Below are 12,666 nucleotides of genomic sequence, written 5' to 3'. Positions count from 1 at the left end.
ATCAACCCGGCTAAACGGACATTTGGTCAGTCTGCTGGGTGGCTCCCAACACTATGCCGTACCAGGAGCCTTCGATGCGACGGTACAGGTCGGCGCTCTTGAGCACTTTGATCACGAGGCACCCGCGGTAGCCGTCGCCCACGTTCTTCCGCACCGTCTTGGGGTTGTGGCGCTTGAGCGTCGTCTTGTTGAACGCGGAGCGGTCGGCTCCGGTGAGCTCGGCCCAGTAGTCCTCCGCGCCGGAGACGTCGGCGTTCTCGTGGATCATGACGTTGAACCGGAGTCGTTCCCGCTCGATGCCGAGTATGTCGAGCCAGCTGAGGTACACCTGGATCATTCCCGGGTCGCTGTTGACGAAGACGACGTTCTCGCGTCGGTCGTACGGCTTGTCCTTGGAGCCTTCCGCCCAGTAGAGGCCGACTCCCAGTAGGAACAGTTCTCGGGGCGTCAGGTTGCCGACCGCCTGTTTGGCTTGCTGCTTGGTCCGCTGCCGTTCCTCCTCGCGTCGTCGGAGCGTGGCTTCCCAGCCTCTCCTCGCGATCGCCGAAGCCTCCTCGGGGCTCCGCTTCCGCTCCGGCTTCGGCAGGTCCCTCACCCACAGCGAGATCGAGCTCTTGGAGCAGCCCAGCTCGACCTGGATCCGGTCGTACGTCCAGCCCCGGAGCCGTAGCTCCCTCGCCTTCTCGCGCAGGTCGTCCCTGGCGTTCGGTCGTTTCGTCCATTCCGGGGCCGGCTCGCCCCGGAGGAGGCGGTTGAGGATGTCGTTGTTGTCGACGTGGAGCCGGTCGCGGATCTGGCGACGGCTCAGTCCCGCCCGTCGCAGCGCCACCGCCCGCTCCCGCAGGCCCTCGAAGTCGGCGTACTTGCCTGGTGCGTGTGTCACGTCCCTACCGTCCGGGCGGAATGGGCGCTTCCCCTCTCGAACGGTGATCGATTCAGCAGTTCGAGGGATTCCAGGGCGTATCGCGTCCGAAGGGTCACCCTGTGTGGTGTGGCGCGGTCGTGGAAACTCGCCGGATTTGGGGCGCCGCGCGCCCGTAGGCTGGTCGCATGACCACGACGGGGGAAGAGCTTGTGACGGCCCGGGGAGGGCCGTGGTGGTGGGAGCGGCGGCGCAGTGCCGTGCTCGATGTGGGGCTCGCGGTGGTGTCCGCGCTGGAGTGTGGGCTGGAGGGGGTCCCGTTCGCGCGGGAGGCGGGGATTCCGGTCCCTGTGGGGGTGGTCTTCGGTCTCCTGGCCGGGTCCGTGCTGCTGGTGCGGCGGAAGTGGCCGATCGCGGTGGTGCTGGTGGCGATCGCCGTGACGCCGGCCGCGATGGGGTTCCTGATGGGGATCGTCGGTCTGTATTCGCTGGCGGCGTCGGAGGTGCCGCGGCGGATCATCGGGTCGCTGGCGGGGATGCAGCTGGTGGGTGTGCTCGTCGTGATGTTCGTGCGGATGCGGCAGGACATGGCGAAGGGGGATGTGGACGTCGGGGACTGGATCGTGCCGTTCGCGTCGATCACGACGGCGCTGGGGGTGACGGCGCCTCCGTTGCTGCTGGGGTTGTACGTGGGGGCGCGGCGCCGGCTGATGGAGAGCCTGCGGGAGCGGGCGGACAGTCTGGAGCGGGAGCTCCAGTTGCTGGCGGAGCGTGCGGAGGAGCGTGCGGAGTGGGCGCGGGGGGAGGAGCGGACGCGGATCGCGCGGGAGATGCATGACGTGGTGGCGCACCGGGTGAGTCTGATGGTGGTGCATGCGGCGGCGTTGCAGGCGGTGGCGCGGAAGGATCCGGAGAAGGCGGTGAGGAACGCCGCGCTGGTGGGGGACATGGGGCGGCAGGCGTTGACGGAGTTGCGGGAGATGCTCGGGGTGCTGCGTTCGGGCGGGGAGGGTGAGCGGCGGCGGGAGAGTGCGTCGGTGCCGTTGGCGGCGGTGGGGGTGGCGGCTGCGGCTGCGGCGTCGCGGGCGGTGGACGAGGCGGCGGGTGCGGAGGGGCCGTGTCTGTCGGAGATCGGTGAGCTGGTGGGGCAGTCGGCGGCGGCGGGGATGGTGGTCGATCTGTCGGTGGTGGGGGAGGAGCGGTCGTATGCGCGGGAGGTGGAGTCGACGGCGTATCGGGTGGTGCAGGAGGCGTTGACGAACGTGCACAAGCATGCGGCGGGTGCGAAGACGTATGTGCGTCTTGCGCATCGGGTGTCGGAGATCGCGATGCAGGTGGAGAACGAGCCGCCGTCGGGGGCGGTGTCGTCGGCGGGGCTGCCGTCGGGCGGGAATGGTCTGGTGGGGATGCGGGAGCGGGTGTCGGCGCTGGGTGGGGTGTTCGTGTCGGGGCCGACGGACGCGGGGGGTTTCCGGGTGTCGGCGGTGATTCCGGCGTCGTAGCCGGGTGGGTGCGCGGGGTCAGCCGGTGGTGAGGCGGGTGGGCTGGGTGCCGGAGACCAGGCTGGTGAGGGCGTGGTCGATGTGGGGGCCGAGGTACCAGTCGCCGGTGTGGTCGAGGGCGTAGACGCGGCCCTGGGTGTCGATGGCGAGGAGTGCCTGGGTGTCGGTTTCGGCGCCGAGGGGGCTGACCTCGGTGTCGAGGGCGCGGCCGAGGTCGCCGAGGGTGCGGGCCATGTGGAGGCCGTGGAGGGGGTCGAGGTGGAGGGTGGCGGGGGCGATCTGCCGGCCGGGTCCTCCGGGGCTGATGCGGAGGCCGCCGAATTCGGCCCAGGCTTCGACGGCGGCGGGGAAGACGGCGTGGCGGTGTCCGGCGGGTGAGGTGTGGTCGCGGAGGGTGTCGGCCCAGATCTCCGCTTGTTTGATGTCCCAGTGTCCGGGTTGCCAGCCGGCGGTGCGCAGGGCCGCGTCGACGGGTACGGCGAAGCGGGTGGTCGAGGTGCGGTCGGTGTGCATCTGTTCTTCGTTCGTGGTCGTGGGGGCCGTGGGTCAGTTGGCGGTGGTGGCCGGGTCGACCGTGCGGACGCCGAAGTGGGCGCTGAGGGCGGCGCAGGCGCGGCAGGGGGCGGCGTAGCTGCCGTGGAGGGGGTCGCCGTCTTCGCGGATGCGGCGGGTGGTGAGTTTCGCTTGTTTGAGGGCTTTGCGGGCTTCGCCGTTGGTCATGGGTTTGCGTGCGGCGCGTTTGCTGCGTGCGTTGTCGGCGGTGGTGATGTGCCGTGAGATGAGGATGGTCTCGGCGCAGCGGCCGGTGAAGCGGTCGCGTTGGTCGCTGGTGAGGGTGTCGAGGAAGTCCTGGACGAGGGGGTGGAGGGCGGGGGGTGTGTCGCCGCGTGCGGCGGTGCCGGTGAGGGTGTCGCCGCGGACGGAGAGGGCGGCGGCGATGGTGGGCAGGATGCCGTCGCGGCGGTGGTGGAGGGTGGGGGTGTGGGCGGTGTCGGTGGCGCTCCAGCCGATGCGGGGGTCGCCGGAGCGAGGGTCGCCGGAGGGGCCGCTGTGCGGCCCTGTCTGCGTTGCGTTCATGATCGTCATCCCCTCCCGAGCATCCCCTCGGAGGTCACAGAGTGCCAAATGGGGTGGCTGATGCGGAAGCTGGGGCGGGGCGACACGCCCTGTTCGGGGCGGGCTGTCACGGGAGGGTGACGGCTGGTCACGGAAGCGGAAGGGTGGGGGGCCGGTGCCGGTGACCGGTGGAGTCGTACGGCATAGGCTGTCGGCACCGCGATTCCTGCGGTGACCGCGCGGTTGGGTGTGCGGGCGCTGTGGGGGTCGGGGCGGAATGCAGTCGAGACAGACGTGACAGTCGAATACGTTCCGTAACCGTCCGTAGGGGGCGGTGGGAGTCGTACAGAGTGCCGCAGGGGGCAACCGCGATGACGACAGGTCGGCTCGGGCTGGGGGCACCTTCCGGCCGCCAGGCCGGGGGAGATGCCGTGCCGCCGAACGCGGCCTATGCCGGGCAGGTCGTGCACTTCCCGGATCCGGTGCGGGCGGCGCGTCACCCGAGAGGTGTGCGGGTGGACGAGCGTGGTTATCCCGATTTTTCGGCGTACGCGCGGGCGGCGGCGGAGATCGCGGATCCGCCGGAGGGTTTCGGCGTGGACGAGTTGCGGCTGACGGACTACGTGTCGGCGAACGCGGCGCTGGCGGCGAGTGGTCACGAGTTGTGGGACACGGTGCCGGCGGTGGCGACGCCGCACGGCTGGACGTGGCATCACGTGGTGGGTTCGCGGCGGCTGGAGCTGGTTCCGGTCGATGTGAAGGCGTTGCTGCGGCATCACGGTGGGGTGGCGACGGCGGTGGTGGACCAGGGCAAGCGGGGGACGCGGCCGTTGCAGGAGACGCGTCCGGCGCATTTCGGGCTGCCGAAGTCGGGTGTGGCGGTGACGGAGTCGCAGGTGCTGGGGGTCGAGGAGGATCTCGGGTACCGGCTGCCGGGGGCGTACCGGTCGTTCTTGAAGGCGGCGGGTGGTTGTGCGCCGGTGGGGACGGCGTTGGACGCGGAGCTGGGGTTGTTGGTGGACCAGCCGTTCTTCACGGTGCGGGACGAGGCGGCGGTCAATGACCTCGTCTATGTCAACAAGTGCCTGCGTGATCATCTGACCAAGGACTATCTGTGCGTGGCGTTCGTGCAGGGTGGTCTGCTGGCGGTGAAGGTGCGGGGCGAGCGGCAGGGTTCGGTGTGGTTCTGCGCGTACGACGATGTGCGTGACGTGGATCCGTCGTTGCCGCCGGCGGAGCGGGTGGAGCGGCTGCTGCTGTCGTGCGGGGACGACTTCGACGGTTTTCTGTCCCGGTTGGCGGGGTCTCCGCCGGAGCTGGAGACGGTGGCGAATCTGATGGTGGACGGTGGGTTCGCGCGTGCCGTTCCGGTTTCTTCCGCGGGGGAGTGAGCTTCGGCGATGGTGACGTTCGCGCAGGCGCAGGAGCGTGCGGAGGAGTGGGTCAACGGCGATGTGCCGTCGTACCAGCATCGTGAGGTGCGGGTACGGGAGTTCGACCTGGGGTTCGTGGTGTGGGCGGAGGACCGTGCGGACGGGCCTCGTTCGGACGGGGGCGCGCAGCGCCTGGTGATCGCCCGTGACAGTGGTGAGGCGACGTTGTGGCCGGGGTTGCCGGTGGGTGAGGTGATCCGCCGGTACGAGGAGGAGTACGGCCGTGAGGACGTGGCGTCCGAGCCGGCTCCGGCGCCTGCGGCGCGGGTGGATCTGAATCAGACGTCGTTCCTGTTGAGTCCGCCGGAGTGGTTGCAGGAGGCGGCGGACCGGCTGGGGATTCCGGACCGTCGGGGGGAGGGTTCGGGGTCGTCCTCGGGTTCCGCTCCGGATCCTGCGGCGGCGTCCGCGGACGCGTCGGGGAGCGGGGCCGCGTGGCCCGCTGCCGGGGGGAGCGGTGCGCAGTCGGGCGCGGGGGCGCCGGCCGGGGCCACTCCGTGGGCCGGTACGGACACGAACGCGGATGCGGGTGAGGACCGTTCGGTGCCGCTGCCGGAGACGGTGTTCGCGCAGCAGCTGAGCGAGCCGGACGACGACGCTCCGCCGCCCGCTGCGCCGCCGGAGGCGAAGACGACGTTGATGTCGGGTGGCAGCGGGCTGCCGGCGACGACTGTCGCGCCGGCGCTTCCGGGTTCCGGCGCGCCGCAGGGTGTGCCGCAGGCGCCCGCGCAGTACGGCTATCCGCAGGGTCCCGGCGGTGCGCCGGGGACGCCTCCTCCCGGGACGCCTCCGCCGGGTGTGCCGGGGACGCCTCCTCCCGGTATGCCCGCTGCGCCTCCGCCACCCGGTCCGGGTGCGCCGGAGCGGCCGCTCGCGCCGAACGCGGGGGACATCGCCGACGCGGCGACCAGCAAGGCGGCTCCGCCTCCGCGCCGCGGCCCGGGTGCGACGACTCCGCCTCCGCCGGGCGCTCCGGGTACGCCGGGCGCGCGCCCGGGTGGTACGCCGACGCCGCCTCCGGGTGCGCCGGCGGGCGGGTACGTGCCGACGCAGATGGTGTCGTCGCTCGGCCCGGACGGGCCCGGTGCTCCGGGTGGCGCGACGCCGCCGCCCGGGACCCCGGCGCCGCCTCCGCCGCCGCCCGGCGCGCCGGGTACGCCGGGTACGCCGCCGGGTGGGGTGCACCACGCGGCGACGATGTTCGCCGATCCGTCGGGCATGGGGCCGGCCGGTCCCGGCGCGCCGCAGCCTCCGGCGCCCCCCGGTCCCCCCTCCGCGCCCGGCGCCCCGCAGCCTCCTGGCGCGCCCGGTGCGCCCGGTGCCCCGCAGCCGCCCGGTGCTCCGGCCGCTCCCGGTACGGCGGGCGGGCGGGGGCCGGTGCACCACGCGGAGACCGTGCTGGCCGCGCCCTCGGTGGGCGGTCCCGGCGCGCCCCCGCCGCCGGCGCCTCCGGGCGTGCCCGCGGGTGCGCCGCCGATGCCGCCCGGCGCGATGCCGCCCGGTGTTCCCGCGCCGGGGCAGCCTCCGGCGTACGGCTATCCGCCGCAGCCCGCCGGTCAGCCGACCGTCGGCCCCGGCTATCAGGCGGTGCTGCGCTACCGGGCGCAGGACGGCAGCGAGCAGCAGCTGATCCGGCGTTCGGCGCCGGGCACGCCGCACCCGGAGTGGCAGATCTTCCACGAGCTGCGCGCCATGAACGTGCCGCCGGACCAGGTGCTGGAGCTGCACACCGAGCTGGAGTCGTGCGAGCTGCCCGGTGCGTACTGCGCGCGGATGATCCGGGAGCAGTGGCCGCAGGCGCGGATCACGAGCATCGCCCCGTACGGCGCGGATCATGCGAGCCGGCAGCAGGGGATGCAGCAACTGCTGGCCCACCAGGGTGAGTTGCACCAGGTCGCGGACGGTCCCGCGCGTCCCGCGCCGGTGCGCGCGCCGATTCCGCCGGTGCAGCCGGCGCCGCCGGTTCCGCCGGAGGCCGTCGCGCAGGAGCTGGCGGGCGCGTTCGGGCCGGGCGTGTTCCGGTTCGAGCAGGCGGCGGTGTCCCGGCAGGGGGTGCCGCCGGTGGTGGCGCACACGCTGGTGGCGGCCGGTCTGCCGGTGGACATGGGCCCGTTCTTCTGGGCGCAGGCCCAGCCGGGGCGTCCGGTGCCGACGCTGGCGGAGCTGGCGGCGGAGCGTGGCGTGCAGCCCGCGCCGGACGCGGGTTCGTACCTGGTGATGGGCAGCGACTTCGGCAAGGCGATCTGTGTGCAGTACGGCACGGCGAACATCGTCGCGGTGCCGGTGGAGGCGGGGCCGGGCGGTGCGCCGGTGCCGCCGCAGTTCGTGAACACCGGTCTGCCGGAGTTCGCGCGCTGTCTGGCGCTGCTGGGCAGGATGTGGCGGCTGCGGTTCGGGCTGAACCAGGAGCAGGCGGGCCGCTGGACGGTCGATTTCCAGGCGCAGTTGGCCGCGCTGGACCCGGCGGCGCTGGGTTCGCCGGAGAGCTGGTGGTCGGTGCTGCTCGAGGAGATGTGGGACGGGTTGCTGTGACCCTCCGGCGCTGAGCGCCGCCGCCGTGGGAGGAGCCGGGCCCGGTCGTCAGGACGACCGGGCCCGGCTTTTGCGTGTCCTCCTCGCGGAGTGTCGCGTTATGAACACTTCCGTGTGATCCATCAAGATGTGCGCGATTCATCCCATTTCGTGCTCGGTCTTGGTGCTGGGCTTCGTGTCCGTCGGTGGAGAGGGGTTCCAGGGTGAGCAGCGCATCGGTGTCGTCGCAGGGCTTCGAGGTCGTACGGGGGCGTGGCTACCGTCCCTTGCAGGTGATCGCGTTCGTCGAGGCGCTCTCGGACGAGCGTGACGCCGCCTGGGAACGGGCCGCGCGGTTCACCGTGCTCGCGCGGGAGATGGAGGAGGAGCTGGAGCTGCTGCGGGTGCGGGTGGCGGGACTGGCCCCGCAGACCTACGAGTCGCTCGGGGAGAGCGCGCGGCGGCTGTTCGGACTGGTCCAGGAGGAGGCGACGGCCGTTCGGGAGTCGGCGCGGCAGCACGCGCAGGACGTGCTGGACCTGGCGCGCGACGAGGCGGCCGGTGTCGGGGAGGCCGCCCAGGTGTACGCCGGCGCGGTGCGCGCCGACGCCGACGAGCGTGCCCGGGAGGTGCTGGAGGCGGCCCGCGCGGAGGCCGACGGCATCCGGGTCGGGGCGCGGCTGGAGGTGAAGGAGCGGCGCGGGGAGACGCTGGCGGCGCTGCGGGAGATGCGGGAGCGCACCTCGGCGACGCTCGCCGAGGGGGCGCGGGAGCAGGCGGAGCGGCTGGACGAGGTGGAGCGGGAGGAGGCCGTGCGGCTGGCCGCGCTGCACGCCCGGCAGGTAGAGGCGGAGGCGGCCGCCGAGCGGTTGCTGGCCGAGGCGCGGCAGGTCTTCGCCGACGCGGAGGAGTCCGCGCGGCGCCGCGCGGAGGAGGCGCGGGAGCGGGCCGAGGAGGTGCTGGCCGAGGCGCGGGTCCGCGCGGAGGGCGTCGCGCGGGAGACCGAGCGGGTGCTGCGCGACCACGCGGAACGCCGGGAGGACGTGCAGACCCACATGGACCACGTCTGCGCCAGCCTCAGCGCGCTGACGGGCCGCGCCGTGGAGTGACGGTCCCGGGGCGCGGGGCCGGCCCCGCGCCCCGGTCGGAGCGGCCCATGTCTTCGCCCGGCTCCGGGGTTGACCCTCGCGCCGCGGGAGGGTGGAGGCTGGATGGGCCGTCGGGAGGAGTGACCCTGAGACGGTGTCCGCCCGGCGGAGGAGAGCCCTTAGGGGTACCTCCGTACTACGGGTCGGGGAGGGTTCGTACTGGCGGAGGACGAGACCGGGTGCCGGCCGTCCTTAACCTGGCTTTACGCCGCTGGGGGGTGGCGGAGCACACCGGCGGGGGTGGGGTTTTCCTCAGGAAAAGACTGCGCCGGGCACCAGGGCGCCCGGCCCCCCTCCGGGGCGAGACTGAAGCGCACCGGACGAACACGCACCGAACGGCCGCCGGGAGACGGGGGTGGCCGCCGGGGCACCGTACTGACTTGCTGACCGACATAGGAGACATACCGTGACATCGGCTGTGACCATTCCCAGGCACGGGGGCACTGGAGGGCGTACGGCCGTTGCCGCACGGGCGCGGCAGGTCGTGAAGGCTTACGGATCGGGGGAGACCCGTGTGGTCGCCCTCGACCACGTCGACGTGGACATCGCACGCGGCCGGTTCACCGCGATCATGGGCCCGTCGGGGTCCGGCAAGTCCACCCTGATGCACTGCCTGGCCGGGCTCGACACCGTGACGTCGGGTCAGATCTATCTGGACGAGACCGAGATCACCGGTCTGAAGGACAAGAAGCTCACCCGGCTGCGCCGGGACCGGATCGGTTTCATCTTCCAGGCGTTCAACCTGCTCCCGACGCTGAACGCGATCGAGAACATCACGCTGCCCATGGACATCGCGGGCCGCAGGCCCGACAAGGCGTGGCTTGACCGGGTGGTGGAGACCGTCGGGCTCGCGGAGCGGCTGAAGCACCGGCCGACGCAGCTGTCCGGCGGTCAGCAGCAGCGGGTCGCCGTGGCGCGGGCGCTGGCCGCCCGCCCGGAGATCATCTTCGGTGACGAGCCGACCGGAAACCTCGACTCGCGGGCCGGCGCCGAGGTGCTCGGCTTCCTGCGCCGCTCGGTGGACGAGCTGGGCCAGACCATCGTGATGGTCACCCACGACCCCGTGGCCGCCTCCTACGCGGACCGGGTGCTGTACCTCGCCGACGGCCGCATCGTCGACGAGATGCACCAGCCGACGGCCGATCAGGTCCTGGACCGGATGAAGGACTTCGACGCCCGGGGGCGCACGTCATGACCGTGCTGAAGACCTCGATGCGCAACTTCTTCGCGCACAAGGGGCGCATGGCGCTGTCGGCGGTGGCGGTGCTGCTGTCCGTGGCGTTCGTGTGCGGGACGCTGGTGTTCACGGACACCATGAACACGACGTTCGACAAGCTGTTCGCGGCCACCTCCTCGGACGTCACGGTGAGCGCCAAGGACTCCTCCGACACCGGGGAGACCACGTCCGACAACGGCAAGCCGCCGGTGATACCTGCCGCCGTGGTCGACGAGGTGCGGGGGGCGGCCGGCGTGAAGTCGGCCGAGGGCACGGTGGTCTCCACCTCGGTGACCGTCGTCGACGGCGACAAGGACAGCCTGTCGCCGACCAGCGGCGGCCCGACCATCGTCGGCAGCTGGAACGCCAACGACGCCCGCACCATGAAGATCACCTCGGGTGCGGCGCCCGAGGGGCCGGACCAGATCATGGTCGACGCCGACACCGCCGACAAGCACGGCCTGGAGCCCGGTGACGAGATCGGTGTCATCACCGTGGTCGGCACGCACACCGCGAAGGTCTCCGGCATCGCCGACTTCACGGTCACCAACCCCGGCGCGGCGATCTTCTACCTGGACACGAAGACCGCGCAGCGGGTCCTGGTCGGCGAGAGCGGCGTCTACACCAACGTCAACGTCACCGCCGCGGGCGGCGTCAGCGACGCGCAGCTGAAGAAGAACGTCGTGACCGCGCTCGGCGGCGACTACAAGGTGCAGACCGCCGAGGAGACGGCGGAGGCCAACCAGAAGGACGTCGAGGGCTTCATGAACGTCATGAAGTACGCGATGCTCGGCTTCGCCGGGATCGCCTTCCTCGTCGGCATCTTCCTGATCATCAACACCTTCTCCATGCTGGTCGCCCAGCGCACCCGGGAGATCGGCCTGATGCGGGCGATCGGCTCCTCCCGCAAGCAGGTCAACCGCTCGGTGCTGGTCGAGGCGCTGCTGCTCGGGATCATCGGCTCGGTCCTCGGCGCCGGCGCGGGCGTCGGTCTCGCGGTCGGCCTGATGAAGCTCATGGGCCTGGCGGGCATGGACCTGTCCACCGACGACCTCACGGTGGCCTGGACGACCCCGGCGATCGGCCTGTTCCTCGGCGTGGCCGTCACGGTCCTCGCCGCCTACCTGCCCGCCCGGCGGGCGGGCAGGATCTCCCCGATGGCCGCGCTGCGTGACGCCGGCACCCCGGCGGACGCCAGGGCCGGGCGGATCCGTGGCGGCATCGGCCTGGTCCTCACCGCCGCGGGCGGAGCCGCCCTGTACCTGGCGGGGAGCGCCGACAAGGCGACGGACGGCTCGATGTGGCTGGGCCTGGGCGTGGTGCTGTCCCTGATCGGGTTCGTCGTCGTCGGTCCGGTGCTGGCGAGTGGTGTGGTGCGCGTCCTCGGCGCGGTCCTGCTGCGGGCCTTCGGCCCGGTGGGCCGCATGGCCGAGCGCAACGCGCTGCGCAATCCGCGGCGCACGGGGGCGACGGGCGCGGCGCTGATGATCGGTCTGGCGCTGGTGGCGTGCCTGTCGGTGGTCGGCTCCTCCATGGTGGCCTCCGCCACCGAGGAGCTCGACAAGTCGGTCGGCACGGACTTCATCATCCAGTCCGACAGCGGCCAGCTGATCACCCCGCAGGCGGTCGAGGCCGTACGGGGGGCGTCCGGGGTGGACCGCGTCACCGAGTACAAGTGGACCGAGGCCGACTTCACCACGCCCGACGGCAAGACGCTGAAGGACACGGCGATCACGGCCGCCGACCCGACGTACGCGACCGACCTGCGGGTCGAGACGGTCGCCGGCAAGCTGGCCGACGCCTACCGGCCCGGCTCGATGTCCGTCCACGAGGACTTCGCGAAGGACCACGGGATCAGCGTCGGCTCGAAGATCGAGATCGCGTTCAAGGACGGCGGGACGGGCGCGCTGACGGTCCGCGCGATCACCAGCAGCGAGGCCGTCGTCGACGCCGGAGCCATGTACACGTCCATCGACACGCTCGCGAAGTACGTGCCGGCCGACAGGATGCCGCTGGACATGCTGCTCTTCGTCTCGGCGAAGGACGGTCAGCAGGAGGCCGCGTACAAGGCGCTCAAGGACGGGCTGCACGACTACCCGCAGTACACGGTGCGCGACCAGACCGACTACAAGGAGGCGCTGAAGGACCAGATCGGCCAGCTGCTGAACATGATCTACGGCCTGCTGGCCCTGGCGATCGTCGTCGCGGTCCTCGGAGTGGTGAACACCCTGGCCCTGTCGGTGGTGGAGCGGACCCGGGAGATCGGCCTGATGCGGGCCATCGGCCTCTCGCGCCGGCAGCTGCGCCGCATGATCCGCATGGAGTCGGTCGTGATCGCCCTCTTCGGCGCCCTGCTGGGCCTGGGACTGGGCATGGGCTGGGGCGCCACCGCGCAGCAGCTGCTCGCCCTGGAGGGCCTGAAGGTCCTCGACATCCCGTGGCCGACGATCACCGGCGTCTTCATCGGCTCGGCCTTCGTGGGCCTGTTCGCGGCCCTGGTCCCGGCCTTCCGCGCCGGCCGCATGAACGTCCTGAACGCCATCGCCACCGACTAGCCACCGCACACGGGGGTTGCGGAGGAAACACCCGGCGCCGGAGAGTCCACGGGGGGCTTTCCGGCGCCGGGTGCGTGCCTGCTGCGCGGGCTCCGGGTGCGCGGTCACCCGGGACCCGGTCCAGCGGTCCAGGGGCGCGGGGAACCGCGCCACGAGCCCCGGCCGGTCCGCGGCCGCCCATGGGCCGGCGGCCCACGGCGGGCCCACCGGCCCCGGCGCCTGGTCGGCGGGCGTCGTTCGCGGTCCCGCGTACGCGGCGGCGTACACACCCGGCGCCGGGGGTTCTCTGGGCCGGATGCGTGTATGCCCGCGCGGGCTCCGGTGCGCGGTCACCCGGGGCCGGGTCCGGGGGTCCAGGGGTGCGGGGAAACGTGCCGCCGGCC

The 12,666-nt window shown here is 72.4% G+C and carries 9 protein-coding genes; 6 read left to right on the top strand and 3 right to left on the bottom strand.

Annotated features, from left to right (window positions below; genetic code table 11):
* Nucleotides 1–10: 10 nt before the first annotated feature.
* A complete protein-coding gene (locus CNQ36_RS14325) occupies nt 11–883 on the bottom strand; it encodes a hypothetical protein (RefSeq protein ID WP_121546293.1) in 873 nt (290 codons plus the stop codon).
* A gap of 167 nt (nt 884–1,050) precedes the next feature.
* On the opposite strand from CNQ36_RS14325, the gene CNQ36_RS14320 reads away from it, so the two are divergent.
* Entirely contained in the window at nt 1,051–2,364 is a 1,314-nt protein-coding gene (locus CNQ36_RS14320; RefSeq protein WP_004930410.1) for a sensor histidine kinase, read from the top strand.
* 18 nt (nt 2,365–2,382) lie between these two features.
* Here the strand turns inward: CNQ36_RS14320 and CNQ36_RS14315 are convergent, their stop codons facing one another.
* Nucleotides 2,383–2,877, bottom strand: a complete 495-nt coding sequence (locus CNQ36_RS14315) for an SUKH-3 domain-containing protein (protein WP_004930413.1) — start codon at nt 2,875–2,877, stop codon at nt 2,383–2,385.
* Nucleotides 2,878–2,910: 33 nt separating this feature from the next.
* Entirely contained in the window at nt 2,911–3,441 is a 531-nt protein-coding gene (locus tag CNQ36_RS14310; protein WP_121548459.1) for a YwqJ-related putative deaminase, read from the bottom strand.
* Nucleotides 3,442–3,791: 350 nt separating this feature from the next.
* Here CNQ36_RS14310 and CNQ36_RS14305 point away from each other — a divergent pair, with 350 nt between their 5' ends.
* The 5 genes from CNQ36_RS14305 to CNQ36_RS14285 all read left to right on the top strand — a co-directional run bounded on the left by CNQ36_RS14305 (nt 3,792) and on the right by CNQ36_RS14285 (nt 12,283).
* Nucleotides 3,792–4,811, top strand: a complete 1,020-nt coding sequence (locus CNQ36_RS14305) for an SMI1/KNR4 family protein (protein WP_004930417.1) — start codon at nt 3,792–3,794, stop codon at nt 4,809–4,811.
* Nucleotides 4,812–4,820: 9 nt separating this feature from the next.
* A complete protein-coding gene (locus CNQ36_RS14300; protein WP_121546292.1) occupies nt 4,821–7,385 on the top strand; it encodes an SUKH-4 family immunity protein in 2,565 nt (854 codons plus the stop codon).
* 203 nt (nt 7,386–7,588) lie between these two features.
* Nucleotides 7,589–8,473, top strand: a complete 885-nt coding sequence (locus CNQ36_RS14295; protein WP_228312973.1) for a cellulose-binding protein — start codon at nt 7,589–7,591, stop codon at nt 8,471–8,473.
* 445 nt (nt 8,474–8,918) lie between these two features.
* Nucleotides 8,919–9,707 carry an ABC transporter ATP-binding protein gene (locus tag CNQ36_RS14290; protein ID WP_121546290.1) on the top strand — a complete coding sequence of 263 codons (789 nt, stop codon included), beginning with the start codon at nt 8,919–8,921 and terminating at the stop codon, nt 9,705–9,707.
* Nucleotides 9,704–12,283, top strand: coding sequence for an ABC transporter permease (locus CNQ36_RS14285; protein WP_121546289.1), 2,580 nt, complete (start codon nt 9,704–9,706; stop codon nt 12,281–12,283). The genes CNQ36_RS14290 and CNQ36_RS14285 overlap by 4 nt, the downstream gene beginning before the upstream one ends.
* The last annotated feature ends 383 nt before the right edge of the window (nt 12,284–12,666 follow it).

Origin of the sequence: Streptomyces fungicidicus (assembly GCF_003665435.1) — a bacterium.
Lineage (GTDB): Bacteria > Actinomycetota > Actinomycetes > Streptomycetales > Streptomycetaceae > Streptomyces > Streptomyces fungicidicus.
Note: the sequence above shows the minus strand (reverse complement) of the source record. Positions and strands in the feature narration are given on the sequence as shown.

Bases quoted from the DNA above. Each gene is read 5' to 3' on its own strand.
- CNQ36_RS14285 (WP_121546289.1), top strand. From the start codon at position 9,704: ATGACCGTGCTGAAGACCTCGATGCGCAACTTCTTCGCGCACAAGGGG.
- CNQ36_RS14310 (WP_121548459.1), bottom strand. From the start codon at position 3,441: ATGAACGCAACGCAGACAGGGCCGCACAGCGGCCCCTCCGGCGACCCT.
- CNQ36_RS14320 (WP_004930410.1), top strand. From the start codon at position 1,051: ATGACCACGACGGGGGAAGAGCTTGTGACGGCCCGGGGAGGGCCGTGG.
- CNQ36_RS14315 (WP_004930413.1), bottom strand. From the start codon at position 2,877: ATGCACACCGACCGCACCTCGACCACCCGCTTCGCCGTACCCGTCGAC.
- CNQ36_RS14305 (WP_004930417.1), top strand. From the start codon at position 3,792: ATGACGACAGGTCGGCTCGGGCTGGGGGCACCTTCCGGCCGCCAGGCC.
- CNQ36_RS14300 (WP_121546292.1), top strand. From the start codon at position 4,821: ATGGTGACGTTCGCGCAGGCGCAGGAGCGTGCGGAGGAGTGGGTCAAC.